Genomic DNA, 24,024 nt, shown 5'->3' on the forward strand with positions numbered 1-24,024 from the left:
CTTTCGGGCGTCAGCCGCCCCTTTTCAGTTGTTCTGCTGCACGTTTGGCGAAGTAGGTGAGGATGCCATCGGCACCGGCACGCTTGAAAGCCAGAAGGGATTCGAGAATCACCGCCTCGCTCAGCCAGCCGTTCTGGATGGCCGCCATGTGCATCGCGTACTCGCCGCTGACCTGGTAGACGAAGGTCGGCGCGCGGAATTCGTCCTTGGCCCGGCGCACGATGTCCAGGTAGGGCATGCCCGGCTTGACCATCACCATGTCGGCGCCTTCGGCGAGGTCGGCGGCGATCTCGTGCAGGGCTTCGTCGCTGTTGCCCGGGTCCATCTGGTAGGTGGCCTTGTTGCTCTTGCCAAGGTTGGCGGCGGAGCCGACCGCGTCGCGGAACGGGCCGTAGTAGGCGCTGGCGTACTTGGCCGAGTAGGCCATGATGCGGGTGTTGATGTGCCCGGTGGATTCCAGGGCCTCGCGGATCGCGCCGATGCGGCCGTCCATCATGTCCGACGGGGCGACCACCTGGGCGCCGGCTTCGGCGTGAGACAGCGCCTGCTTGACCAGCACATCGACGGACTCGTCGTTCAGCACGTAGCCGTTCTCGTCGAGGATGCCGTCCTGGCCGTGGGTGGTGAACGGGTCCAGGGCCACGTCGGTGATGATCCCCAACTCCGGGAAGCGCTCGCGCAGGGCGCGGGTGGCGCGCTGGGCGATGCCGTCCGGGTTGAATGCCTCGGCACCGTCGAGGGACTTCTTCTCCAGCGGAGTGACCGGGAACAGCGCCAGCGCCGGGATGCCCAGTTCGACCAGTTCCTCGGCTTCCTTCAGCAGCAGGTCGATGGACAGGCGCTCGACACCCGGCATCGAGGCCACCGCTTCGCGCTGGTTCTTGCCGTCGAGGACGAACACCGGAAGGATCAGGTCGTCGACGCTCAGACGGTTCTCGCGCACCAGGCGACGGGAAAACTCGTCGCGGCGGTTGCGGCGCAGGCGGGTGAAGGGGAAGGCACGTTCGGCGGAAATGAAGCTCACGGCGTACTCCAGGGCCCGAGGGACGGGCACAGTGTGACAGTTATAGTCCCGGATTATGACCGATTGGTAACAAGGGGTAACAGCGACTCAAGGTCGCGGCATCCGGTCGCAGGCCCGCGAAACCGCAGGATACGACGAAAGTAGGCAGGCGGGGCCATGCAAGGGCCAGCAACCCGGCGGAGGACAGCTTCCCCCGCGCCGACAACCGCGTTAGGCTTCGCGTTCATTTCGCTGCGCTGCCTCGATGATGCTCCAACAATTCCTGCAGGACTTCGGCTACCTCGCTCTGTTCCTCGGCACTTTCTTCGAGGGCGAGACCATTCTGGTGCTGGCCGGTTTCCTCGCCTTCCGTGGCTACATGCAGCTCGAATACGTGATCGCCGTTGCCTTCCTCGGCAGCTATGCCGGCGATCAGCTGTGGTACTTCCTCGGCCGTCGCCACGGCCGCAATCTGCTCGCGCGCAAGCCGCGCTGGCAGAAGCTCGGCGACCGAGCCCTGGAGCAGGTGCGCCGGCGCCCCGACGCCTGGGTACTGAGCTTCCGCTTCGTCTACGGTCTGCGCACGGTGATGCCGGTGGCCATCGGCTTGTCCGGCTATCCGCCGGTCCGCTATCTGCTGCTCAACGGCATCGGCGCCATCGTCTGGGCCAGCGCCCTGGGCACTGCCGCGTACTACTTCGGCAGCGTCCTGGAAGGCGTGCTGGGCAACATCAAGAAGTACGAGCTGATGGTGCTCGGCGGCCTGATCGCGGTGGGCCTGCTGCTCTGGCTGCACCGCCGCATCAAGAACAGCCGCAACGGCGCCTGATCAGGCGGCCTGCGCCTGTCGACCGTCCCGGCGAATCGCCCACACACCCAGCAAACTGAACAGCGTGTAGCCTGCCAGCGCCCAGCTCGCCTGGGCCGGCAGCGCCAGGCTCATGCTGTGCGCAATACCGCCAAGCAGAGGCGGGTTCAGCGCCAGGCGCAGCAGTTCCATGCCCAGCGCCCAGGGCCGGCGCTCCAGCCAGCAGCCGATGGCGAACAGGCCGAAGAGCATCCAGCCCCAGCCCAGTAGCAGCGCGGTCAGGTTCCAGCCCTCGCCCAGCCCCAGCATCAGGGTTCCGCCGATGACATAGACGGCAAACTGCAGCGCCGCGTACCACTGCCAACTGCGCGGCAGCGCCACGTCGAACTTGCGGAAGCGCGCCAGGTCCGGCTTCTCCTGTGGATAACGCGCCGCCACGTCGGCAGGCCGCCAACCGGTGCGCATGAACCAGATGCGCAGCTTGTCCCACAGGCTCGACGCACGGCGCGCGTCCTTCCACAGCGAGGCATAGACCTGCAGGTTCGCCCACAACGGGTTCCAGCTCGCCAGCGGCACGGTGACGCCGAACACCACTGGCTCCTCGTCCAGCTCCTCCTGGAAAGTGCCGAACAGGCGGTCCCAGACGATGAACACGCCGCCGTAGTTGCGATCCATGTAGATCGGGTTCTGCGCGTGATGCACGCGGTGGTTGGACGGGCTGATGAAGATCCACTCGAACCAGCCAAGCTTGGGGATATGCCGGGTGTGCACCCAGAACTGGTAGAGCAGGTTCATCGCCGCAACGCTGACGAACACCACCGGCGGTACGCCGACGACCGCCATCGGCAGGTAGAAGATCCAGCCGAAGAGGAAGCCAGTGCTGGTCTGCCGCAGCGCGGTGCTGAGGTTGTACTCCTCGCTCTGGTGATGCACCGAATGTGCAGCCCAGAGGATGCTGCGCTCGTGGCCCAGGCGGTGATTCCAGTAGTAGCAGAAGTCGTAGAAGACGAACGCGAACACCCAGCCCCAGGCGCTATGCACCGACAGCTCGAAGAGCGCCAGGTGCTGCCAGGCGAACAGGTAGGTGACAAGCCCAAGGCCCTTGGTCAGCAACCCGCTGGTGGTCGAGAGCACGCCGGCGCTGAGGCTGTTCAGCGCGTCGCTCAGGCGGTAGGTGGACAAGCCGCGCCAGCGGTCGGCGAGCAATTCCAGGCCAATCAGCAGGAAGAAGAAGGGTACTGCGTAGAGGACGTAGTTCATGGCGCGCCCGAATCGTTATGCTTATGGGCCGATCCTAATCCCCTGGCGCCACGGCACAACGTCCGCTGGTGACAACCCGGCCGGCATATCGCGACAGCGACTCGCCCGCCAGGCACGCCCCGAAACAGGAGTAGCTCCATGCACAAGAAAGTTGCCGTCATCCTCTCCGGCTGCGGCGTCTACGACGGCGCCGAGATCCACGAGAGCGTCATCACCCTGCTGCGCCTGTCCCAGCGCGGCGCCGTGGTGCAGTGCTTCGCCCCGAACATCGTCCAGCACCACGTGCTCAACCACCTGACCGGCGCGGAAATGCCCGAGAGCCGCAACGTGCTGGTGGAGTCCGCACGGATCGCCCGTGGCGAGGTCAAGGACATCCGCGAAGCGCGGGCAGAGGACTTCGACGCCCTGATCGTGCCCGGCGGCTTCGGCGCGGCGAAGAACCTCAGCAACTTCGCCTTCGCCGGCGACCAGTGCGAAGTGCAGCCCGATGTGCTGGCGCTGGCCAAAGCCTTCGCCGCCGCGCACAAGCCGGTCGGCCTGCTGTGCATTGCCCCGGCCATCGCCGAGCGCATCTACGGCCCGGGAGTCGAATGCACCATCGGTAATGACGCCGATACCGCCGCCGCGCTGACCCGCATGGGCGCCAAGCACATCGACTGCGCAGTGGACGGCATCGTCGAAGACGTCCACCACAAGCTGGTGACCACCCCGGCCTACATGCTCGCGCAGTCCATCGCCGAAGCGGCCAGCGGCATCAACAAGCTGGTCGACCGCGTGCTGGAGCTGGCCTGATCGGTTTCTGTAGGAGCGAGCTTGCTCGCGAATAGCTTTCTGCCATGCGACTCGCGAGCATGCTCGCTCCTACGAAGAGCCCTACCCCTTGTTCAGGCGGGTAAGCAGCCGGTCCAGGGCATTGGCGAACGCCTGCTTGTCCTTTTCGCCATACGCCGCCTGACCGCCGCCGACCTGTCCCTGCTCGCGCAGGTCGGTGAACAGGTTGCGCATGGCCAGGCGCTCTCCCATGTTCTTCGCGTCGAACTCGCGGCCGCGCGGGTCGAGCGCATCGACACCCTTCTTCACCAGCCGGTCGGCCAGCGGCACGTCGCTGCAGATCACCAGGTCGCCGGGCTCGGCCTGCTCCACCAGGTAATCGTCCGCGGCGTCCATCCCACTGGGCACCACCACCAGGCGCACACAGGCGAACGCCGGCTTGGCCACCGGTTGGCCAGCGACCATCACCACCTCCAGCTTGCGCTTCAAGGCGAACTTGGCCACCAGTTCCTTCGCCGCGCGCGGACAGGCGTCGGCATCGATCCAGATACGCATGAATTCGTTTCCCCAAAAATGACGACGGCCAGTATCGCACTGGCCGTCGGGTGTTAGCGGCGCTGCCGTCAGGACAGCACGGCCGCCTTGCGGCGCTCCGCCAGAAGACTTCGCCCGTAGAGCACGAAAACCGCCAGCAGGGCCAAACCCTGGGCCGACAGCGACCAGGCGTCGGCCTTGATGCCCAGCCAGTCGAAGTCGAAGAAAGGCACCGGGCGGGTGCCGATCACCCCGGCTTCCTGCAGCGCGACCACGCCGTGGCCGGCGAACACCACCGACAGCGCGCAGAGAAGCGCGGCGTTGACCGTGAAGAACAGCTTCAGTGGCAGCTTCGCCGAGCCGCGCAGGATCACCCAGGCCAGGCCGATGAGCAGCACCACCGCGGTGCAGGCGCCGGCGATCACGGCGTTGTGCCCGGCCGGGCCGGCCTGCAGCCAGAGGGTTTCGTAGAACAGGATGACCTCGAACAGCTCGCGGTAGACCGAGAAGAACGCCAGCACGGCAAAACCGAAACGCCCGCCGCCGCCGACCAGGCTGCTGCGGATGTAGTCCTGCCAGGCGGCGGCGTGGCGGCGGTCGTGCATCCACACGCCGAGCCAGAGCACCATCACGCAGGCGAACAGCGAGGTGAAGCCTTCCATCAGCTCGCGCTGCGCGCCGCCGATATCGATCACGTAGGCGGCGACCGCCCAGGTGGCGAAGCCGGCGACGAAGGCCAGGCCCCAACCAATGTGCACACCGCGTGCGGCGCTTTCCTGACCGGTGTTGCGCAGGAAGGCGAGGATCGCGGCCAGCACCAGGATCGCCTCGACGCCTTCGCGCAGCAGGATCAGCAGCGCCGAAACGAAGCTGATGGTACCGCTCAGTGAGTCGCCGCTGAGCGCCTTGGCGGCTTCAGCGAGCTTGCCCTTGGCACGTTCCAGCTGCTGCGCCACCTGCGCCTCCGGCAGGCCATCGCGCAGCGTCTGGCGGTAAGCCATGAGATCTTTCTCGGTGGCCTTGCGCAGGGTCGCATCGACGTTGTCGAGGGAGCTCTCCACCAGCTCGAAACCTTCCAGGTAGGCAGCGACGGACAGGTCGTAGGCCTGGTCGTGATCGCCCTGGCGGTAGATTGCAAAGCTCTTTTCCAGAGTGGCGGCGGTGTAGTCGATCAGCTGCGCCGGGCCACGGTGCTCCAGCGGCGGGTGCGCGCGCAGTGCACGGAAGCTTTGCGCGGCGGCCTCGCCGTCATGCGCGGCGACGTCCGCCGGCGTCTGCGTGGCAAGGCTCGCCAATGGGTAGGCATGCGCGGCATCCGGCTTGGCGTCGGCGGCGCTCAGGCCGGCAACATACGCCGCCAGGTCCCAGCGCTGGCGCTCGTCCAGTTCGTCGGCGAAGGCCGGCATGTCGGTTCCGGCGACGCCGAGGCCGATGACGGTACGCAGGTCATAGAGACTCAGCTGGTCAAGGCGCGCGCGCTCGGTGAGGTTGGCCGGCGGCGGCTGCAGGCCGATGCCCGCAGGGCCGTCGCCCTTGCCGAACTCGCCATGGCAGACCGAGCACTGCTGGGCAAAGATCGGTGCGCCGCGTGCGGGATCGGGGGTGATCGCCGGGGTCTGCACGACCTGATAGGCATCCGCCACACGCGCTTCCAGATGTCGCGCCAACTGCGCGACTTCAGCTCCCGGGCGACGCTGTTCGATGGCCTGGCGCAGGACGCCGACCTCCTGTTCCAACGCAGCGCGCTCGGGACGCGCCGGCAGGGCCAGCAGCAGCGCCTGCAGCTTGGCGGAAAACTCGAGCTGCTCCTTGTACTCGGTCGGATCGACCACCTGCCCGGCACTCACCGTCGGCGGATAGTCGGCGGCGAGGTAACTCAGCAGGTGCAAGGCCTGGGAGGGATCGGCAGGGGCATCGGCCACGGCCCCGAAACTCACGGCACACAGCGCTGGCAGCAGCCAGACGAGAATCCTTGGAAGGCGCATAGCGAAACGATATTGAGAATGGAAAGCGGCAATGTTACTCCGCCGTCCCCTGCCCGCCTAGTTAGCGCCCGTCGAGTTACACGGGGGCGCGGCGAACCGTCGCGAGGAGTGCCGCAGCACCGAGGAACAGGCTGGCGAAGGTGCGGTTCATCAGGCGTTGCTGGCGCGGCGAGCGCAGTGCGCGCAGGACCCGCGCGGCCAAGCCGGTGTAGCCGGCCATGACGATGAGGTCCACGCAGATCATGGTCGCGCCCATGATCACGTACTGCGCCGCCATCGGCCGGTGCGGATCGACGAACTGCGGCAGCACGGCGAGCATGAAGACCACCGCCTTGGGGTTGCTGGCGTTGACCAGGAAACCGCGCAGCACCAGGCTCAGCGGCCGGCCGATGGGACGCTCGGCATCGGCCTGCATGACCTGCGGTGCGGCGGTCCACTGTTTCCAGGCGAGGTAGGCCAGGTAGACCACGCCGAACCACTTGATCACGGCGAAGGCCAGCGCCGAGGTCGCCAGCAGCGCGCCGACGCCGGCGGCGACGACGGCGATTTGCAGAGCGAGGCCGATCTGCAAGCCGAGGGCGTTCCAATAGCCGCGCCAGAAGCCGTACTGCAGGCCGCAGGACATCGAGGCGATGGCCCCGGCGCCAGGCGACAGGCTGATCACCCAGCAGGCGACGAAGAAGGCGGACCAGGTACTGAGCAGCATCACGAACCTCGATGCGCCGGCGCGGGCGCAATATCTTGTTACGGGCAGCCAGTGTGCCTCAGCGGCGGGTCCGCACACCACCCCGTAGGAGCGAGCTTGCTCGCCAATGGGGCTCGCAGCTCACTCCTACGAAAAGAAAAAGCCCGGCGCTGGGCCGGGCTTCTTCGTCAGGACGCGCCGATCAGCTCGGCAGGTCCTTGCGCAGCTTCACCGGCTCTTCGCCGCGCTTGCGCGCCAGGGCGCCGCGCAGGCGGATGTTCAGGGCTTCCACACCCAGCGAGAAGGCCATGGCGAAGTAGACGTAGCCTTTGGGCACGTGGACCTCGAAGGCCTCGGCCACCAGCACGGTGCCGACCACGATGAGGAAGGACAGCGCGAGCATCTTCAGCGACGGGTGGCGCTCGATGAATTCGCTGATGGTGCCCGCGGCGAGCATCATCACGCCGACCGAGATGACGATGGCGGCGATCATCACCGGCACGTTCTGCACCAGGCCCACGGCGGTGATCACCGAGTCCAGCGAGAAGATGATGTCGATGATCGCGATCTGCACGATCACTGCCATGAAGCCGCGGCTCTTGCCGGCGCTCTGCTCGCCTTCTTCCGCGCCTTCGAGGCTGTGGAAGATCTCCATGGTGCTCTTGAACAGCAGGAACAGACCGCCGAAGAACAGGATCAGGTCACGCCCGGAAATACCCTGGCCGAGCACCGTGAAGAGGTCGGCGGTGAGGCGCATCACCCAGGTGATCGACAGCAGCAACAGGATCCGCGTGCCCATCGCCAGGGCCAGGCCGAAGAAGCGCGCCTTCGGCTGCTGCGCGACCGGCAGGCGGCCGACCAGGATCGAGATGAAGATGATGTTGTCGATGCCAAGGACGATTTCCAGGGCTGTCAGGGTCAGAAAGGCGACCCAGATTTCGGGGCTAGTGAGCCATTCCATAGTGCGTGCTATCCGTTAGGGAAGGGGTTGTTGTCGTTATCGTCCGCTGCTCAGTCCAGGCCCTCGCCAACGGCGGATGGCCTTCTGGAAGAACAGGCTGTTGGGCACCTGCAGCAAGGCGCTGGTGCCATCCTCGAAGGTTTCCTCGAGGGTGGTGTAAAGCAGGTTGATGGCGGTGACGCGACCTTTCACGCCCGGCTTGTCGGCCGAATCGATGACCTCCACCAGATCGCCCAGGCGAAACGGCCCGACGGTGAAGATCAGCACCGCGCAGAACAGGTTGGAGAGCACGCTCCAGATGGCGAAGAACGCCACCGCGGCGACTGCGACGAAACCGGTCAGCGCGGTCCACAGCACCTCGGCGGACACGCCCAGGCGCTCCAGCACCATCATCAGCGCCGAGCCCATGATCAGCCAGCGCAACCCGCCGCGCAGCGGCAGCAGCAGCTCGTGCGGGATCGGGTAACTCTGCGCCAGGCGGTTCAGCCCGCGCGCCACCATTCGCTGCAGGCCCCAGGCGAGCAGCAGGATGAGGATGATCTGCAGGCCACGCAGCAGCGGCTCGCTCCAGGCGACGAGCAGCGGCAGGTCGTCCATTACTCGCTGGCCTCCAGCTGTGCCTGCAGGTTCTCCAGGGTTTCCAGAGCTTCAAGCCAGGCTTCCTCGACTTCGCTCTCGCGCGTCTTCAGGGTCGCCTGCTGGGCCAGCAGGTCACGCAGTTCGTCTTTGCGCGCGGCCTCGTAGAGGGCGCTGTCGCCAAGCTTCTCTTCGAGCACGGCAAGCTTGTCGTGGATGCCGCCGAGCTCCTTCTCCAGCTTATCGGCCTCGCGCTTGTGCGGCGCCAGCTGCTGGCGCAATGCGGCTGCGGCCTGTCGCTGGGCGCGCTTGTCGGTCTTCTCGCCGGCAGGCGCAGCCACGGTGCCGGCCGGGGCCTGGCGGGCTCGGAAGTCGACCAGCCAGCGGGCGTAGTCGTCGAGGTCGCCATCGAAGCTCTGCACGCGGCCGTCAGCCACCAGCAGGAACTCGTCGGTGGTGCTCTTGAGCAGATGCCTATCGTGCGACACGACTACCACGGCGCCAGAGAATTCCTGCAAGGCCATGGTCAGCGCGAGGCGCATTTCCAGGTCGAGGTGGTTGGTCGGTTCGTCGAGCAGCAACAGGTTGGGCTTCTGCCAGGCAATCAGCGCCAGCGCCAGGCGCGCCTTCTCGCCACCGGAGAAGTTCAGCACCGGCTCGTCGCAGCGCGGGCCGCGGAAGTCGAAGCCGCCGAGGAAATCACGCAGCGTCTGCTCGCGTTCGCCCGGTGCAATGCGCTGCAGATGGAGCAGCGGACTCGCCTTGGCATCCAGCGAATCGAGCTGGTGCTGGGCGAAGTAGCCGATGGCGAGGTTCTCGCCGCATCCCAGGTGGCCTGCGAGCAGCGCCAGGTCGCCGGACAGGGTCTTGATCAGGGTCGACTTGCCTGCGCCGTTGGGGCCGAGCAGGCCTATGCGCGCGCCGGGGGCAAGCTGCAGCTTCACTTTCTCCAGCACGGTCTTTTCGCCGTAGCCGAGGCGCGCCTCGGACAGGTCGAGCAGCGGGCTGGAGATCTTGTCCGACTCGCGGAATACGAAGTCGAAGGGCGAATCGACATGGGCCGGCGCCAGCTCTTCCAGGCGCTCCAGCGCCTTGATGCGGCTCTGCGCCTGGCGTGCCTTGGTGGCCTGGGCGCGGAAGCGGGCGATGTACTTTTCCATGTGCGCGCGCTGCGCCTGCTGCTTCTCGTACGCCTGCTGCTGCTGCGCCAGGCGTTCGGCGCGGGTGCGCTCGAAGGCCGAGTAGCCGCCGCGGTAGAGGGTCAGCTTGCGCTGCTCGAGGTGCGCCACGTTGTCGACCACGGCATCGAGGAAATCGCGGTCGTGGGAGATCAGGATCAGCGTGCCCGGGTAGCCCTTGAGCCACTCCTCGAGCCAGAGGATGGCGTCGAGGTCGAGGTGGTTGGTGGGCTCGTCGAGCAGCAGCAGTTCGGACGGGCACATCAGCGCCTGCGCCAGGTTCAGGCGCATCCGCCAGCCACCGGAGAAGTCGCCGACGCGGCGCTCCATCTGCTCGGGGCTGAAGCCCAGGCCTGCAAGCAGCTTGCGCGCACGGGCATCGGCGGTGTAACCGTCGGCGTTGTCCAGCTCGGTATGCAGGCGCGCCACGGCGGTGCCGTCGTGGCCCTCTTCGGCGGCCGCAAGCTGTGCCTGGATCTCACGCAGGCGCACGTCGCCGTCGAGGACGTAGTCCACGGCAAGGCGCTCGAGGGTGTCCACTTCCTGGCGCATGTGCGCGATGCGCCAATCCGCCGGAATCTGGCAGTCGCCGGCGTCCTGGCCGAGCTGGCCACGCAGCAAGGCGAACAGGCTGGATTTTCCGGCACCATTGGCACCGATCAGGCCCACTTTCTGGCCTGCGTGCAGGGTGAGTTCGGCACCTTCCAGCAAGCGCTGGGGGCCACGCTGTAGCGTAAGATTTTGCAGTCGGATCATGGCGGCGGAGTGTATCAGCTTCGTCCATCAGTAGCTGTGGGAGCCTTATGACAGAAGATATCTGGTCGTTTGCCGTCAATCTTTACGCACGAGCGGGTGTGGACGCAGCTTGCCTCGAACTGCAGGAAGCCGGCGCAGACGTCTGCCTGCTGCTGGCCGGCGCCTGGTTCGGCGGTCGCGGACTGGCCTATTCCGAGCAACGCCTAGAACGCCTGGGCGAGGTCGCCACGGACTGGCAGCAAGGTGTGGTGAAACCCATGCGCGAGCTACGCCAGCAATGGCGCACCCAAGCGCAAACTGACTCGCATCTGTCGGAGTTGCGCGAAGCGCTGAAGGCCCTGGAGTTGCGCGCCGAACGGCTGCAACTGGAGCGCCTGGCGGAAGCCGGACGGGAATGGGGCGAAGAGGGGCGAGGCGATCTGGAAAACTGGTTGCGCGGCTGTGCTGGCGAGGCAGGAAAGCAACGCCGCGATGCGCTGGAACAGTTGCGCATCGCGGCGGCGAGAGCAGCGACTTAGGAAGCGCTGCTCGGGGTGGCAGCCGGAGCGCTCGGCGCTACCGGAGCAGCGGCCGGTGCCGGAGCAGCAGCCGGAGCGGCAGGCTTAGCAGCAGCGGTCGGGGCCGGGGTCGCAGCGGGAGCGGTCGGTGCAGCAGCCGGCTTCGCGGCGGGCTTGGCAGCAGCGGGTTTCGCGGCAGGCTTAGCGGCAGCAGGTTTCGCGGCCGGTTTAGCAGCAGCGGGTTTTGCAGCCGGCTTGGCGGCGGGTTTCGCAGCAGCGGCTTTAGCGGCCGGTTTGGCGGCAGGTTTCGCAGCAGCGGCTTTAGCGGCCGGTTTGGCGGCAGGCTTCGCAGCAGCAGCTTTAGCGGCCGGTTTGGCGGCAGGTTTTGCAGCAGCAGCTTTAGCGGCCGGCTTGGCGGCAGGTTTCGCAGCAGCGGCTTTAGCGGCGGGTTTAGCGGCGGGCTTCGCAGCAGCAGCTTTAGCAGCCGGCTTGGCGGCAGGTTTCGCAGCGGCAGCTTTAGCGACCGGCTTGGCGGCAGGTTTCGCAGCAGCGGCTTTAGCAGCCGGCTTGGCGGCGGGCTTCGCAGCAGCGACTTTGGCGACCGGCTTGGCGGCGGGCTTCACAGCAGCGGCTTTAGCAGCCGGCTTGGCGGCGGGCTTCGCAGCAGCAGGTTTAGCAACCGGCTTGGCGGCAGGCTTCGCAGCGGCTCTGGCGACCGGCTTGGCGGCGGGAGTTTTTGCAGCCGGCTGGCGAGTCGACAGGGACTTGCCGACAGCTTCCTTCACCTTGGTTACGCCCTGGGCCAGCTTCAGGCTTTCCTGCACATCGCGCTTCAGGTTGGCGATATAGGTGCGGGTGTCGGCCTGGCGAGCCTTCAGGGTCTCCAGCACTTCTTCCAGTTCGTCGATGGCGGACTTGGCTTTGGCCTGCGCCTTGGCCTTGCCGGCCTTACCGGCTTCCTGCAGTTTGGTGCGCGCCTTGTGCAGTTTGTCCTGCGCCTTGGCGCGTTGCTTTTCCAGCTTGGCGTGGAGCTTTTCGGAATCCACGAGGGCTTGTTTGCAAGCGGACTCGAGGTGCTCGATCAGGCTGTGGGAAAGTTGCTGGAGCAGATGCAAAGGGGTAGTGACGGGTTTCTTGTTAGCCGACATGACGCGCCTCCTGGCGGACGTTAGTTGCGCCCATACTAGACCCGCGCACGGCCTCTCGCCAACGTCCTGATTGCGCTGCAGCCCGCGCCACACAACATCGCCAGCCTTTTTCGCCTGTCGCAGGAATCCACTTCGGCTTTCCGTGCTCGTCGAGCCTTTATGGATTGCGACGCCGACATGCGATGCCGAATCTACTCATGAAGGCTTTGGCGACACTGCCCAGATTGCTCGCAAGCCCTTTTGGGGAGCCGCGTTTCGTTGCGATTTCCTTCGAGGATTCAGGCAGTTGCGGCAGCGGTGCAGATACGACGAGGGCGCGAAACCTTGCGGATTCGCGCCCTCTATTTCGTTGCTGCGAGCTGCGGATCAAACCGCAGCGGCGCGCTGCTCGTGTGCGTTGTGCAGGACTTCGATCAGGCAGTCTTCCAGCTCGAAGCGCTCGTGCAGTTGCTGACGCAATTGTTTGAGCTCGCTGGTCAGGCAGGTGCCTTCGCGGCAATCGCCATTGTCGCAACGGTCATTGAAATTGAGGGCCGCCGCGGTGATGGCTTCGAGGCGTGGATAGATCTGCTTGGCGAGTTCCAGGCCGCGCGTGTCGCCGAAGGCCTGTGCCTCGCTCATGAGCTGTTCGTAGACTTCGAAATGACCGGCCGAGACATAGTCGAGCAGCAGTTGGCAGAAACCCTGCAATTGCTCGCCATTCGACTTCGGCGCTTGCAGGCCACCTAGCGCGTCGAAGGCCTGGACCAGATCCTGACGGTCACGCAACCAGCGGTCGACCAACTGGTGCACACCACCCCAACGTTCCTGGGCATTACGGCAGCTTTCGAGCATGTTGTCCTCGCTTCCCTTGTCGCAGTCCCGGCCTGTCCGCCCGTGGGACACAGCTCTGTCGAATGCGGTTGTCCGCCGGAATGCAGTCCTGGAGCGGGCTGTTTCTCAGCGGAGCGGAAAACCAGATTATGCCCACGCAATGCGGCCTTCAAGACGCGACCGGCGGAAAAGTTCATACGAGCGTTTAATCGGCAAGCCGCGACAGCTCTGGCCCCGCGGCTTTCGACGAACTCTGGGGGCGACGATCAGCCGCGCCGCAGCAGTTGGAAGAGTGCGAACAGGGCGAAGCCGACGAAGGCCAGCAGGCTCCATTCCGGAATGCTCAGGCCGAGCAGGGTCCAGGTGACCTCGGCGCAATCGGCCGAACCGTGGAACATGGTCCAGATGATCTTCGCGTAGGGCATGGTTTCCATCATGTAGTCCAGCGGCGGCAGGCAGGACGGCAGCTGGTCCGCCGGCAGGGTCTGCAGCCAGATCTGCCGGCCGGCAGTGCCTGCGCCGCCCAGCGAGCAGAGCAGCACCAGGATGGAGTAGACGCGACGACCACGGCCGTGCAGCGCGGCGATCAGCGAAAAAAGCCCGGCGCCGGCGAAGAAGATTCGCTGGAGGATGCACAGCGGGCACGGCTCCAGGCCGATCATGTACTGGAGATAGAACCCGGTGCCGAGCATGGCGGCACAGGCGAGGAAGGCGAGGAAGAACAGGGAACGCGGGCTGGCCAGATTCATGGCGGCTCCAGAAAGCGAGGCTTGTGCGGAAAGGCCGCTACGGTAGAGGAAAGTCCGCAGACCTTTCAAGGCAGCGGGCTAGACTGGGCGGGACAGTGATCGGGGATTTCCTACCATGCATCGTCCGCTGGTCTTGCTCGCCTCTCTCCTGCTCGCGCCCCTGGCTCACGCCGACGGCAAGGATGTACTAGCGCATCTTCGCGTGCCGCCCGGCTTTCGCATCGAACTGCTCAGCGACCAGATGCCCAATGCCCGCGAAATGGCCCTGGGCGAACGCGGCACCCTCTTCGTTGGCAGCAACCAGGCCGGCAAGGTGTATGCGTTGCGACCGGGCGACAGCCGGCCAAAGGTGATCGCCAACGGGCTGCAACTGCCGGTCGGCGTGACCTTCCACAAGGGCCACCTGTACGTCTCGGCGGTCAGCCGAATCCTGGTCCTGCGCGACATCGAAGCGCACCTCGACGATCCGCCCACGCCGAAACCGCTTCCGGCCGAATTCCCCAGCGAAACGCACCACGGCTGGAAGTTCATCGCCTTCGGCCCCGACGGCAAGCTCTACGTGCCGGTAGGCGCACCCTGCAACATCTGCCGCCCGGATCCCGAGCACTACGCCAACCTGCAACGCATGAACGCAGACGGCAGCGAGCGCGAAGTGATCGCTTACGGCATCCGCAACAGCGTTGGCTTCGACTGGGACGAACAGGGCACGCTGTGGTTCACCGACAACGGCCGCGACATGCTGGGGGACGACCGCCCCGACGACGAACTCAATCGCCTCGATACCAGCGGCGAGGACTTCGGCTACCCCGACTGCCATGCCGGTGACATTCCCGATCCGGAGTTGGCCCAACGCCCCTGCTCGGCCTTCACACCGCCAGTGGTGAAACTCGGCGCGCACGTCGCGGCCCTGGGCATCCGCTTCTACAAGGGCCGGCAGTTCCCCGCCGATTACGCCGGCAGCCTTTTCATTGCCGAACATGGCTCCTGGAACCGCAGCAGCAAGGTCGGCTACCGGGTCATGCGCCTCGCCCTGGATGCCAGCGGCGCCCCCACCGACCAGCAGGTCTTCGTCGACGGCTGGCTGCAAGCGGACGGAACGGTCCTCGGGCGCCCCGCCGACGTGCAGGTGGCCGCGGACGGCTCGCTGTTGATCAGCGACGACATGGCCGGTGCGGTGTACCGGGTGAGCTACGTCGGAAAGCGCTGAAAGCAGAAACGAAAACGGCGCCCGAGGGCGCCGTTTTTCATGGTTTGCAGATCAGATCTGCGCAAGCGTGCGCGTCGGCGACCCGAGCAGACCCAATCCTTCCTGGAACAACTTGTTGCTGCGCTCCACCTCACCCAGGTGCGCCAACAGGCGCGCCAGTTCGGCGCAGGCTTCCGGGCTGCGCTGGCGATTCAGGCTGGCTTCCAGGTACTCGCGGGCCTTGCCCCAGAGCTTGTCGGCCAGGCACAGCCGCCCAAGGCTCAGCAGCAGCACGGCGTCATCCGGGCGCTTCTTCAGCCAGGCCTCGGCGGTCTGCAGCTGGCGGCCCGGATCGGCGCCATGCGCCTGTCCGTAGAGGGCGACCAGGCGCTCGTCGTAGTTCTCCTTGAGGGATTGACGCAGCACCTTCTCCGCTTCCGCGGGCGCGCCCAGGCGCAACAGCTGCTGCGCGTAGGTAGCCAGCAGTGCCGGCTGCGCGCGCAGGTTGCCGGGCAGGCCATTCCAGACTTGCGTCAGCGGCTGCAGCGCAGTTTCGCCCTGGCCAACGCCCTGCTCCCCCGCCGCTTCCAGCGCGGCGACCCAGGTGCGGCGCTCCAGATCGGCAAGTTCGGCATTGGCCAGCACGCGCTCTTTGCGCAGTTCAGGCAGCAGCGCCAGCAGCGCGCTCCAGTCGTGCAGACTGACGTACAGCTGCTGCAGAAGGCGCAGCACCGTCGGGTGTTTCGGGTGCTCCTCGTGGAGCTTCACCAGCACGCCACGCGCCGGCTCGAAGGCGCCGCGATTGATCAGCAGTTGCGCACGGGTCAGGCCAACCGCCAGGGCTGCGCCCGGTTGACGTGCCTGGGCGCGGTCGAGCAGTTCGTCGCACTCGTCGAAACGTGCCAGTTCGTTGGCCGCGCGCGCCGCACCGAGGTAGCTCGGCAGGCTGCGCTCGCCCAGCTCGGCGGCGCGGCGCAGATGACGCAGAGCCTGTGCCCAATGGCCTTCGGCGAGGTCGCGCTGGCCATGCTCCTCGGCCATCTCGGCGCGACGGCTACGGTTGAAGCGCGACCAGGGATTGACCACACGCCCCGAAACGCCAAGCAACCGCAGCACCAGACGCACCGCCAGATAGAGGACCCAGAGCAGTACGAGCAGGGCAAGGAAGGTCCACAGACTCGATTCGTAGCGGAAGCTCTTGTAGGCGATCAGTACGTAGCCCGACTGCTCGGCAATGGCCAGCCCGACCAGGGTGGCAGCGAGCACCAGAGCCAGGACCAGCACGTAGACCCGACTCATGGCTGGCTCTCCGCTTTGGGCGCTGCAGCCGGAGCGGTCTGCTGGTCGATGGCTGCTTCATCGCGGTGGACCAGGTAGGCCTGCAGGGCGGTGAGGGCCGGCGTCAGGTCCGGAGGCTGCACGCCGACCTGCTGCTGTGCCAGCTCGTCGATGCGCATGCCCAGGGCGCGGCTATCGGCAAGGTCGCTGTTGAAGAAGTCGTTGAGAATCTGGCGTGCCTGCTTGAGCGACTGCTGGTAGACCTCCTGCTTGCCGTTCAAGGCCGCCCACTGGGCCTGTTCCAGCGCCAGATTGAGGGCCAGACGCACACGGGTGAGCTGTTGCCCGGAGAGCAGCGGGCGGATGTCGTGACCGGCATTGAAATCGATGCGCACGTAGCGCGAGATGCGCTCCCACCACTGATCCAACGTGTTGCTGCCGTCACCCCAGGCGGTGGTGGCGGCGTTGCTCGGACCTTCCTTGAAACTCGGTTCCAGCGGCTGCAGCTGAGCCGCCTGCTCCTGCAGCGCGCCCAGTTGCAGGAACAGACCGGTGCGGTCCGGCTCCGGCAGGCTGCGCAGGGTTTCCAGGCTCTTGGTCAGTTGAGCGCGAGCGGCGAAGGCGCCGGGATCGTTCTGCGCCCTCAGGATGTCGTCGGCGCCTTGCACCAGCTGGGTCGCACTGGCGATGTCCTGCAGCGCCGAGAGGCGCAGTGCGGCCAGGCGCAGCAGGTGCTCGGCTTCAGCCAGGCGCCACTGCTGGCGGCTTTGGCCGAGCACCTGCTTGAGCTGCTTCTCCAGTTGTTGCTGGTCGCCCTGCAGCTCGACCACCAGGCGCCGGCGCGCTTCGAGCTCGTCGGCGTTGGGCAGCGCGTCGAGGCGCTTTTCCAGTTGCTGGTCGTGCTGCAGCAGCGCCTGGGCCTGGCCACGCGATTCCTCGATCTGCGCCGAGCGGGCCTGGTCGCGAGCCTGCAGCTTCTGCACCTGCAGCAAGCCCCAACCGCCGGCGCCCAGGCCGGCCAGGCCGATCAGCAGCGCCAGCAGGGCCAGGCCGTTGCCGCCCTTGCCGGGGGTCGCCGGAGTCGGCTCGGAAACGGTGCTTTGCGGAGTCTCTTGGGGAGTGACGGTTTCGCTCACAGATCCATCCTTCGCTCGAAAATTATTCTTTGTTGGCGCTCCTGAGCGCCTCCAGCAGTGCCGCGGCGCTCGCCCCGCGACAGTCGATCACATGCTGTGCACCAGCCTGGCGCGCAGCCTCTGCCACGCGTGCGCTGGGCACGAACAACGGCAATCCGGCCAGCACCGGCCAATCCTCGGAAGCCAGCTCAATCAGATGTTCCAGCCCCTGACCGCTGCTCACCAGCAAGGCATTGAGCTGCTCGTCACGAATGCGGCGCAGCAGCTCGCCCGGCGCGTAGGCCGGCAGGGTGCGCCGGTAGAGTTCCAGATAATCCACCGTCACGCCTTGGCCGCGCAGGCGTTCGGCGAGAAATTCTCGGCCACCTTCGCCACGCATGATGAGCACTCGCGGATCGGGAACCTGCAAGGCCTGCTCCAGTTCTGGAAGGCTCAGAAGAGCCTCGCTGTCATCGCCCGAAATCGGGTAGCGCACGGACAGACCGTAGTCATCGAGGATAGCTGCAGTGGCAGCGCCCACGGCGAACCACGCCTGCCGGGCTGGCGGCTGTGGCCAGTAGCGGTCGAGGCGATCAAGGCCGAGGCGCGCGGCAGGTTTGCTGACAACCACCACCGCGCAGTAACGATCCAGGTCGAGCAGAAGGCTGCGCTGCTCGGGGGTTTCGTCCAGTGGTTCGATGGCCAACAGCGGCAAGCTGGCGCTGGCGACGCCGTGCTCGGCGAGGCTGGCGGCCAGCGCCGCGCATTCTTCCTGCGGGCGCGTCAGCAGCAGGCGCCAGCGGCTCACTGCGGGTCGGCCTCGCCATAGACGGCAGTGAGGATGGCCTGCGCACCTTGGTCCAGAAGGTCCTCGGCGACCTTCACGCCCAGCGCCTCGGCTTGGGCCAGCGGCGCACGCGCTTCGGCGCGCAGCAGTTGGGTGCCGTCAGGCTGGCCGACCAGGCCGCGCAGCCACAGGCTGTCGCCTTCGAGGATGGCGTAGCAGGCGATGGGCACCTGGCAGCCACCGTTGAGGCGTTTGTTCAGGGCGCGCTCGGCGGTCACTCGCAGTGCGGTATCGGCATGGTGCAAGGGCGCGAGCAGTGCGTGAATTTCGCTGTCGGCGGTACGGCATTCGATGCCCACGGCACCCTGGCCGCCTGCCGGCAGGCTGTCTTCGACGCTGATGCTGGAACGGATGCGCGCTTCGAAGCCGAGGCGGATCAGCCCGGCGGCGGCGAGGATGATGGCGTCGTATTCGCCGGCGTCGAGCTTGGCCAGGCGGGTGTTGACGTTGCCGCGCAGGAAGTGGATCTGCAGGTCCGGCCGGCTGGCCAGCAGCTGCGCCTGGCGACGCAGGCTGGAGGTGCCGACCACGCTGCCGGCGGGCAGCTCGGCGAGGCTGGCGTAGGTGTTGGAGACGAAGGCGTCGCGCGGGTCTTCGCGCTCGCAGATGCAGTACAGGCCGAGCCCCTGCGGGAAGTCCATCGGCACGTCCTTCATGGAGTGCACGGCGATGTCGGCCTCGTTCTCCAGCAGGGCGGTTTCCAGTTCCTTGACGAACAGACCCTTGCCGCCAATCTTCGCCAGCGGCGCGTCGAGCAGCTTGTCGCCGCGGCTGGTCATTGGCAGGAGGGTCACGCGCAGGCCGGGGTGGGCCTGTTCCAGACGGGACTTGACGTATTCGGCCTGCCACAGGGCCAGAGCGCTCTGGCGAGTGGCGATACGGATTTCGCGGGAGGACATGGGCAATTCCGGGCAAAGGACTGCCGACGATGATAACAGGCTTCCAGCCCCTGACTTTCCCCCCTGCGACACCAAAGCGGGCGCCAACCGCGCCCGCTACGGCACACTCAGAGGTTGTGCATCAGACGTCGCACCCCGGCGACGTGACGGCGGCTGACGGTCAGCGCGTCGCCATCGAGGCCCTTGAGGTACAACTGGAAGTGCCCCAGCGGCGTACGCTGCAGTCGCTCGATACGCTCGCGGGAAACCAGGGCGTTGCGGTGAATGCGTACGAAGCGTTCGCCGAACTCGTCTTCCAGCGCCTTCAGCGGCTCGTCCAGCAGCACTTCGCCGCCGGCGTGGCGCAGGGTCACGTACTTGTGGTCGGCGATGAAGAAGATCACGTCTTCCAGCGGGATCAGCTCGATGCCCTTGCGGGTCCGCGCGCTGATATGGCTGCGCGGGCCGGGGCCACCAGCGGCGGGCGGCTTGGTCAGCGCGGCGAGCTGGATGCGGTTGGGCCGCGAGGCCTTCTTCAAGGCCTCGGCAAGATCCTCGGTTCGCACCGGTTTCACCAGATAGCCCACCGCGCTGACCTGGAAGGCTTCCAGGGCGAACTCGTCGTGGGCCGTACAGAAGATCACGGCGGGCGGTGCCTCGCGCTCGCAGAGCTTGGCGGCAACCTGGAGCCCGTCTAGACCGGGCATGCGGATATCCAGCAGGACGATATCCGGCTTCAGGCTGTCGATCAGCGCCAGCGCTTCTTCACCATTGCTGGCCGAAGGCTCCAGGACGCGATAGCCGTCCAGTTGCCCCACCAGTCGGGCCAGGCGCTCTCGCGCCAGGGGTTCGTCGTCGACGATAAGGACATTCATAAGCTCAGGCTTCCTGCATGAGACGCGCACATGGATAGCGTAGACAGGTGTAGTGCCGTCCGTCACGGCGTTCGACGCTCAGACTTGCTTTTGGCCCGAAAAGTGCCGCGAGGCGCGCTGCGATATTTTGCAGCGCCTGCTTGGTGCCTTTCGTGGGCAGCGTCTGCGTCGACTCGTCGTACGGGTTGCTCACGCACAACTGGAACACACCGTCACGGTAGTCCGCCTCAACCTTCACCAGGCCGCCTTCGATGCGCGGCTGGATACCATAAATCAACGAATTTTCCAGGAGCGGCTGCAGGGTCAGTTGCGGGATGGGCACCCCATCGGGCACGCCACTCACCTGCCAGTCCAGTTGCAGCCGGTCCCCCAGGCGATACTGCTCAATGGAAAGATAGCGCCTGGCCAACTCCAGTTCCTCCCCCCAGGAAATTAAAGTCCCCGGCTTGGACAGACTGGCGCGGAACAGGTCGGACAAATTGAGCACCGCCTGCTCGGCCTTGCCCGGGTCCAGCTCGATCAGGCTGGCGATGCTGTTCAGGCTGTTGAACAGGAAGTGCGGGCGGATGCGCGCCTGCAACGACTCGATGCGCGCGCGCAGCTCGGCCTGCTCCTGCCTGCGCCACTGGCTCTGCAGGTAGAAGTAGCGTAGCAACAGAGCCGACATGATGAGGGCGATCAACGCATGGCGCAGGTAGAGGTTGACCTCGCCCTTGATCGACAGCGGTCCTCCGAGGGAGTAGTAGTCGGCCACCGCCGTGCAGCCCAGGGTCAGCAGCACCACCAGCAGGCAGGCGGCCAGCCCCGACCCCCACGCCGGCCAGCGCGCCATCAGCGGCCGCAGCCGGCACAGCAGCGCTGCTGAGAGCAGCACTATCCACTGCACGAACAGCGACGCCAGGGCCAGCCGCACCCAGTTGAAGCCGGGCGTCATGGGCTCGGCCAGCACCAGCACCAGCACCAGCAGCTCGGCCAACAGCACCAGGCTGAACAGCGCTTCGGGCTGACAGAGTTCGGGAATGAAGAAGTCGTCTTGGATTGCCGGCTTCGAGCCGGTCTTGGCATGTGTTGGCATCAGCGCAGTTTCCGCAAGCCTCTCAGCCAGGGCAAGCGAACCCGCTTCGCCAGGCAGTATCGAACGCCGAATTTGTCGACTGCGCCCCGCTCCCCGTGCAGCCGACTCCAGATATCGCGCGGCGTGCGTCGATGCGCGCGCCGGTTTTGCCCCTCAGCCTGCTATTATCGTCGGACTTTGCCCGTCATGCAGGTGCGTCGCGCATCTGCCCGTTTTCGCGAGAGAAATTCATGAGCGTAGAGAAGACCAACCAGTCCTGGGGCGGCCGCTTCAGCGAACCCGTCGACGCCTTCGTCGCCCGCTTCACCGCCTCCGTCGATTTCGACAAGCGCCTCTACCGCCACGACATCATGGGCTCCATCGCCCACGCGACCATGCTGACCAAGGCCGGCGTGCTGACCGAAGCCGAACGCGACGCCATCGTCGACGGCCTGAAGCAGATCCAGTCCGAGATCGAGGCCGGCACCTTCGACTGGCGCGTCGACCTGGAAGACGTGCACATGAACATCGAGGCGCGCCTGACCGATCGCATCGGCGTTACCGGCAAGAAGCTGCACACCGGCCGTTCGCGCAACGACCAGGTGGCCACGGACATCCGCCTGTGGCTGCGCGACGAGATCGACCTGATCCTCGCCGAAGTCACCCGCCTGCAGCAGGGCCTGCTGGGCCTGGCGGAAGCCGAAGCGGACACCATCATGCCCGGCTTCACTCACCTGCAGACCGCACAACCGGTGACCTTCGGCCACCACCTGTTGGCCTGGTTCGAGATGCTCAGCCGCGACTATGAGCGCCTGGTCGACTGCCGCAAGCGCGTCAACCGCATGCCCCTTGGCAGCGCCGCGCTGGCCGGCACCACCTACCCGATCCAGCGGGAAATCACCTGCGAACTGCTCGGATTCGAAGCGATCTCCGGCAACTCGTTGGACGGCGTTTCCGACCGTGACTTCGCCATCGAATTCTGCGCCGCCGCGTCCCTGGCGATGATGCACCTGTCGCGCTTCTCCGAAGAGCTGGTGCTCTGGACCAGCGCGCAGTTCCAGTTCATCGATCTGCCCGACCGCTTCTGCACCGGCTCCTCGATCATGCCGCAGAAGAAGAACCCCGACGTGCCCGAGCTGGTTCGCGGCAAGTCCGGCCGCGTGTTCGGCCACCTCACCGGCCTGCTGACCCTGATGAAGGGCCAGCCGCTGGCGTACAACAAGGACAACCAGGAAGACAAGGAGCCGCTGTTCGACGCCGCCGACACCCTGCGCGACAGCCTGCGCGCCTTCGCCGACATGGTCCCGGCCATCAAGCCCAAGCGCGAGATCATGCGCGAGGCAGCCCGCCGCGGCTTCTCCACCGCAACCGACCTGGCCGACTACCTGGTGCGCAAGGGCCTGCCCTTCCGCGACTGCCACGAGATCGTCGGCCACGCCGTGAAATACGGCGTGGATAGCGGCAAGGACCTGGCCGAGATGAGCCTGGACGAGCTGCGCAAGTTCAGCGACCAGATCGGCGACGACGTTTTCGCTGTGCTGACCCTGGAAGGTTCGGTGAACGCTCGCGACCACATCGGTGGCACCGCCCCGGCCCAGGTTCGCGCTGCCGTGGCACGCGGTAAGGCGCTGCTCGCTCAGCGCTGATACAGCGGCGCCGATAAAAACGGCCGCGCCCCCTGGGCGCGGCCGTTTTCATTCCGCCGGCTCCTGGCCGGGTTCCGGCTCCGCTTCCGGCTCAGTCTCGGGCTCGGGCTCCGCCGAAGTGCAGAAGCCTTGCAGCAGCTTCAACTGCGCGGGTTCCAGGTTGAGCATGCGCAGCGCCTTCTCTTCCTTCAGCCGAGCCTTCTGGGATGCCGGCAAACGCGCTGCCTTGGCCGCCAGGTTGAGGATCAGCGCCTTGCGCGAGAACACCCCACTACTCATGCCGTAGGCCGCGGCGATCAGTCCGCGCAACTCCAGCGGCAAGCGCCAGCGGGTGCGCAAGGTCGAACCGAACGCCGCACCAAAGCCGCGCAGGCTTTCGCCGATCTGCTCGTCGCTCAGCTCACCGCCGCGTTGCAACCATTCCTCCAGGGTGCGCAGCACCGCGAGGTCGCCCAGGCAATGCAGCAGGCCGGCGGTGTAGCAGCGCGGCGCGTCGACATCCAGCGCCTCGGCCAGGGCCTGTGCGGCATCCGCCGTGCGCTGAGACAGACTCCAGAACAGCTCGGCGCGCTCGCTCAGGCGAGGTTCGGCAAGTTGCGCGACCTGCTTCAGGCTGAGCCCCAACGCGAGGTTGCAGGCCTGTGCCAGGCCAAGGCGGGACAACGCCTGACCGAGGGTCAGGCAAGGCATGCCGACGTGCCGCGCGGCGCTGTTGGCGGCGGCTATCAGGCAACCGGTGACCTGCGGATCGCGACCGAACTCCTGTTCGAGCTGCTCCAGCGTCGTCTCTTCGCTGTTCAGGCAACGGCTCAGGGCGGCACCGACTTCAGCCAGCATGGGTGCGCCTTCGCCGGCATCACGGGCCGCGGAAAGAAAGGCCGCAAGGCTGCCGCTGACAGGCTGCGGCACCGCGCTGCCGACTTCCTGCCCAGGCTCGAGCAGGAGCGTGCGCAGACGTTGGCGCAGGTCTTCGGCATTGTATGGCTTGACCAGGTAGGCGGTCGGCGCGAGCGGTAGCACCGCGCGCACACTGGCGGCATCGGCCTTGGCGCTGATCAGGATGAAATCGGGTGAGACGGAGCCCCGCTGCCGGCGGCGCAGAAAGCGCAGCAGGTCGATGCCATCGCTGCCAGGCAGCTCCTGCTCGGCCAGGACCAGGCTGTAATGGCGCTCTGTGCAGTGCTCGATGGCTTGCTGGCCGTCCTCGCAGAAGTCGATGTGCGCATCGCCGCGCACGCTCAGCACCAGTTGGCCGAGCAACTCGCGGTTCCAGGGATCGGTTGCCGCGACCAGGACGCCCGGCCCGGCGTTGAGTGCTGTCATGGAGGTCCTCTCTCAAGTGCGCGCACCTTAACCGAGTGGCTATCCGCATACCATAGGCCCCGGTCAAGGAAGGCCGATGGAGCACAGGATAGCGGGCG

General features: G+C 66.3%; 23 protein-coding genes. 5 read left to right on the forward strand and 18 right to left on the reverse strand.

The window, feature by feature from the left end:
• Positions 1–10: 10 nt before the first annotated feature.
• Positions 11–1,024 carry a porphobilinogen synthase gene (gene hemB / locus ACA097_RS11055; protein ID WP_043248463.1) on the reverse strand — a complete coding sequence of 338 codons (1,014 nt, stop codon included), beginning with the start codon at positions 1,022–1,024 and terminating at the stop codon, positions 11–13.
• Positions 1,025–1,268: 244 nt separating this feature from the next.
• Between hemB and ACA097_RS11060 the strand changes: the two genes are divergently transcribed.
• On the forward strand, positions 1,269–1,832 hold the full coding sequence (locus ACA097_RS11060) for a DedA family protein (RefSeq protein ID WP_371370130.1): 564 nt from the start codon (positions 1,269–1,271) through the stop codon (positions 1,830–1,832).
• On the opposite strand, the gene ACA097_RS11065 is transcribed toward ACA097_RS11060, so the two are convergent.
• Positions 1,833–3,071 (reverse strand): sterol desaturase family protein, encoded by a 1,239-nt coding sequence (locus ACA097_RS11065; RefSeq protein WP_371370131.1) that lies wholly within the window; start codon positions 3,069–3,071, stop codon positions 1,833–1,835. It abuts the gene before it with no gap.
• A 138-nt stretch (positions 3,072–3,209) separates the two neighbouring features.
• On the opposite strand from ACA097_RS11065, the gene elbB reads away from it, so the two are divergent.
• Entirely contained in the window at positions 3,210–3,863 is a 654-nt protein-coding gene (elbB, locus tag ACA097_RS11070; RefSeq protein ID WP_371370132.1) for an isoprenoid biosynthesis glyoxalase ElbB, read from the forward strand.
• An 81-nt stretch (positions 3,864–3,944) separates the two neighbouring features.
• Here the strand turns inward: elbB and ACA097_RS11075 are convergent, their stop codons facing one another.
• From ACA097_RS11075 to ACA097_RS11100, 6 genes are all read right to left on the reverse strand, one after another.
• Positions 3,945–4,397 carry a YaiI/YqxD family protein gene (locus tag ACA097_RS11075; protein WP_043248457.1) on the reverse strand — a complete coding sequence of 151 codons (453 nt, stop codon included), beginning with the start codon at positions 4,395–4,397 and terminating at the stop codon, positions 3,945–3,947.
• Between the two features lie 68 nt (positions 4,398–4,465).
• Positions 4,466–6,361, reverse strand: a complete 1,896-nt coding sequence (locus ACA097_RS11080) for an FTR1 family protein (RefSeq protein WP_371370133.1) — start codon at positions 6,359–6,361, stop codon at positions 4,466–4,468.
• Positions 6,362–6,437: 76 nt separating this feature from the next.
• Positions 6,438–7,067: a LysE family transporter gene (locus ACA097_RS11085; protein ID WP_371370134.1), complete on the reverse strand. Its 630-nt coding sequence runs from the start codon at positions 7,065–7,067 to the stop codon at positions 6,438–6,440.
• A gap of 181 nt (positions 7,068–7,248) precedes the next feature.
• On the reverse strand, positions 7,249–8,007 hold the full coding sequence (locus ACA097_RS11090) for a TerC family protein (protein ID WP_160285581.1): 759 nt from the start codon (positions 8,005–8,007) through the stop codon (positions 7,249–7,251).
• Between the two features lie 36 nt (positions 8,008–8,043).
• Positions 8,044–8,604: a mechanosensitive ion channel family protein gene (locus ACA097_RS11095; RefSeq protein ID WP_160285580.1), complete on the reverse strand. Its 561-nt coding sequence runs from the start codon at positions 8,602–8,604 to the stop codon at positions 8,044–8,046.
• Entirely contained in the window at positions 8,604–10,517 is a 1,914-nt protein-coding gene (locus ACA097_RS11100; protein ID WP_371370135.1) for an ATP-binding cassette domain-containing protein, read from the reverse strand. Before ACA097_RS11100 ends, ACA097_RS11095 begins: the two co-directional genes overlap by 1 nt.
• 47 nt (positions 10,518–10,564) lie before the next feature.
• Between ACA097_RS11100 and ACA097_RS11105 the strand changes: the two genes are divergently transcribed.
• Positions 10,565–11,035, forward strand: coding sequence for a TIGR02444 family protein (locus tag ACA097_RS11105; RefSeq protein WP_160285578.1), 471 nt, complete (start codon positions 10,565–10,567; stop codon positions 11,033–11,035).
• Here ACA097_RS11105 and ACA097_RS11110 read toward each other — a convergent pair.
• From ACA097_RS11110 to ACA097_RS11120, 3 genes are all read right to left on the reverse strand, one after another.
• The gene (locus tag ACA097_RS11110) at positions 11,032–12,162 is read right to left on the reverse strand and encodes an AlgP family protein (protein WP_371370506.1); all 1,131 of its coding nucleotides are present in this window, start codon (positions 12,160–12,162) and stop codon (positions 11,032–11,034) included. The two genes, ACA097_RS11105 and ACA097_RS11110, sit on opposite strands and share 4 nt — an antisense overlap.
• A 366-nt stretch (positions 12,163–12,528) precedes the next feature.
• The gene (locus ACA097_RS11115; RefSeq protein WP_043248441.1) at positions 12,529–12,996 is read right to left on the reverse strand and encodes an Rsd/AlgQ family anti-sigma factor; all 468 of its coding nucleotides are present in this window, start codon (positions 12,994–12,996) and stop codon (positions 12,529–12,531) included.
• 245 nt (positions 12,997–13,241) lie between these two features.
• Entirely contained in the window at positions 13,242–13,724 is a 483-nt protein-coding gene (locus ACA097_RS11120) for a disulfide bond formation protein B (RefSeq protein WP_371370136.1), read from the reverse strand.
• Positions 13,725–13,839: 115 nt separating this feature from the next.
• Between ACA097_RS11120 and ACA097_RS11125 the strand changes: the two genes are divergently transcribed.
• Positions 13,840–14,931 carry a sorbosone dehydrogenase family protein gene (locus ACA097_RS11125; protein ID WP_371370137.1) on the forward strand — a complete coding sequence of 364 codons (1,092 nt, stop codon included), beginning with the start codon at positions 13,840–13,842 and terminating at the stop codon, positions 14,929–14,931.
• 51 nt (positions 14,932–14,982) lie between these two features.
• Here ACA097_RS11125 and ACA097_RS11130 read toward each other — a convergent pair whose 3' ends face one another.
• The 6 genes from ACA097_RS11130 to ACA097_RS11155 form a co-directional block, all read right to left on the reverse strand.
• Positions 14,983–16,209, reverse strand: a complete 1,227-nt coding sequence (locus tag ACA097_RS11130) for a heme biosynthesis HemY N-terminal domain-containing protein (protein ID WP_371370138.1) — start codon at positions 16,207–16,209, stop codon at positions 14,983–14,985.
• Positions 16,206–17,324 (reverse strand): uroporphyrinogen-III C-methyltransferase, encoded by a 1,119-nt coding sequence (locus tag ACA097_RS11135; protein WP_043248435.1) that lies wholly within the window; start codon positions 17,322–17,324, stop codon positions 16,206–16,208. The genes ACA097_RS11130 and ACA097_RS11135 overlap by 4 nt, the downstream gene beginning before the upstream one ends.
• 22 nt (positions 17,325–17,346) lie before the next feature.
• Positions 17,347–18,111 carry a uroporphyrinogen-III synthase gene (locus tag ACA097_RS11140; protein ID WP_371370139.1) on the reverse strand — a complete coding sequence of 255 codons (765 nt, stop codon included), beginning with the start codon at positions 18,109–18,111 and terminating at the stop codon, positions 17,347–17,349.
• Positions 18,108–19,049, reverse strand: coding sequence for a hydroxymethylbilane synthase (gene hemC, locus ACA097_RS11145; protein ID WP_371370140.1), 942 nt, complete (start codon positions 19,047–19,049; stop codon positions 18,108–18,110). Before hemC ends, ACA097_RS11140 begins: the two co-directional genes overlap by 4 nt.
• Positions 19,050–19,156: 107 nt before the next feature.
• Positions 19,157–19,903 carry an alginate biosynthesis regulator AlgR gene (gene algR / locus ACA097_RS11150; RefSeq protein WP_043248428.1) on the reverse strand — a complete coding sequence of 249 codons (747 nt, stop codon included), beginning with the start codon at positions 19,901–19,903 and terminating at the stop codon, positions 19,157–19,159.
• A 4-nt stretch (positions 19,904–19,907) separates the two neighbouring features.
• The gene (locus ACA097_RS11155) at positions 19,908–20,978 is read right to left on the reverse strand and encodes a sensor histidine kinase (RefSeq protein WP_043248427.1); all 1,071 of its coding nucleotides are present in this window, start codon (positions 20,976–20,978) and stop codon (positions 19,908–19,910) included.
• A gap of 230 nt (positions 20,979–21,208) precedes the next feature.
• Between ACA097_RS11155 and argH the strand changes: the two genes are divergently transcribed.
• Entirely contained in the window at positions 21,209–22,603 is a 1,395-nt protein-coding gene (argH, locus tag ACA097_RS11160; protein ID WP_043248425.1) for an argininosuccinate lyase, read from the forward strand.
• A gap of 48 nt (positions 22,604–22,651) precedes the next feature.
• Here argH and ACA097_RS11165 read toward each other — a convergent pair whose 3' ends face one another.
• Entirely contained in the window at positions 22,652–23,926 is a 1,275-nt protein-coding gene (locus tag ACA097_RS11165) for an HDOD domain-containing protein (protein ID WP_371370141.1), read from the reverse strand.
• Between the last annotated feature and the right edge of the window lie 98 nt (positions 23,927–24,024).

This window comes from Pseudomonas sp. QL9, from assembly GCF_041409665.1.
In the GTDB taxonomy this organism is placed as follows: domain Bacteria; phylum Pseudomonadota; class Gammaproteobacteria; order Pseudomonadales; family Pseudomonadaceae; genus Pseudomonas; species Pseudomonas knackmussii.

Excerpts from the sequence above, each read along its gene's own strand:
- elbB (WP_371370132.1), top strand. The coding sequence starts at position 3,210 with ATGCACAAGAAAGTTGCCGTCATCCTCTCCGGCTGCGGCGTCTACGAC.
- argH (WP_043248425.1), top strand. The coding sequence starts at position 21,209 with ATGAGCGTAGAGAAGACCAACCAGTCCTGGGGCGGCCGCTTCAGCGAA.
- ACA097_RS11090 (WP_160285581.1), bottom strand. The coding sequence starts at position 8,007 with ATGGAATGGCTCACTAGCCCCGAAATCTGGGTCGCCTTTCTGACCCTG.
- ACA097_RS11065 (WP_371370131.1), bottom strand. The coding sequence starts at position 3,071 with ATGAACTACGTCCTCTACGCAGTACCCTTCTTCTTCCTGCTGATTGGC.
- ACA097_RS11125 (WP_371370137.1), top strand. The coding sequence starts at position 13,840 with ATGCATCGTCCGCTGGTCTTGCTCGCCTCTCTCCTGCTCGCGCCCCTG.
- ACA097_RS11080 (WP_371370133.1), bottom strand. The coding sequence starts at position 6,361 with ATGCGCCTTCCAAGGATTCTCGTCTGGCTGCTGCCAGCGCTGTGTGCC.
- ACA097_RS11060 (WP_371370130.1), top strand. The coding sequence starts at position 1,269 with ATGATGCTCCAACAATTCCTGCAGGACTTCGGCTACCTCGCTCTGTTC.
- ACA097_RS11165 (WP_371370141.1), bottom strand. The coding sequence starts at position 23,926 with ATGACAGCACTCAACGCCGGGCCGGGCGTCCTGGTCGCGGCAACCGAT.
- ACA097_RS11095 (WP_160285580.1), bottom strand. The coding sequence starts at position 8,604 with ATGGACGACCTGCCGCTGCTCGTCGCCTGGAGCGAGCCGCTGCTGCGT.
- ACA097_RS11130 (WP_371370138.1), bottom strand. The coding sequence starts at position 16,209 with ATGAGTCGGGTCTACGTGCTGGTCCTGGCTCTGGTGCTCGCTGCCACC.
- ACA097_RS11155 (WP_043248427.1), bottom strand. The coding sequence starts at position 20,978 with ATGCCAACACATGCCAAGACCGGCTCGAAGCCGGCAATCCAAGACGAC.
- ACA097_RS11115 (WP_043248441.1), bottom strand. The coding sequence starts at position 12,996 with ATGCTCGAAAGCTGCCGTAATGCCCAGGAACGTTGGGGTGGTGTGCAC.
- ACA097_RS11100 (WP_371370135.1), bottom strand. The coding sequence starts at position 10,517 with ATGATCCGACTGCAAAATCTTACGCTACAGCGTGGCCCCCAGCGCTTG.
- ACA097_RS11105 (WP_160285578.1), top strand. The coding sequence starts at position 10,565 with ATGACAGAAGATATCTGGTCGTTTGCCGTCAATCTTTACGCACGAGCG.
- ACA097_RS11085 (WP_371370134.1), bottom strand. The coding sequence starts at position 7,067 with ATGCTGCTCAGTACCTGGTCCGCCTTCTTCGTCGCCTGCTGGGTGATC.
- hemC (WP_371370140.1), bottom strand. The coding sequence starts at position 19,049 with ATGTCCTCCCGCGAAATCCGTATCGCCACTCGCCAGAGCGCTCTGGCC.
- ACA097_RS11120 (WP_371370136.1), bottom strand. The coding sequence starts at position 13,724 with ATGAATCTGGCCAGCCCGCGTTCCCTGTTCTTCCTCGCCTTCCTCGCC.
- ACA097_RS11110 (WP_371370506.1), bottom strand. The coding sequence starts at position 12,162 with ATGTCGGCTAACAAGAAACCCGTCACTACCCCTTTGCATCTGCTCCAG.
- ACA097_RS11075 (WP_043248457.1), bottom strand. The coding sequence starts at position 4,397 with ATGCGTATCTGGATCGATGCCGACGCCTGTCCGCGCGCGGCGAAGGAA.
- algR (WP_043248428.1), bottom strand. The coding sequence starts at position 19,903 with ATGAATGTCCTTATCGTCGACGACGAACCCCTGGCGCGAGAGCGCCTG.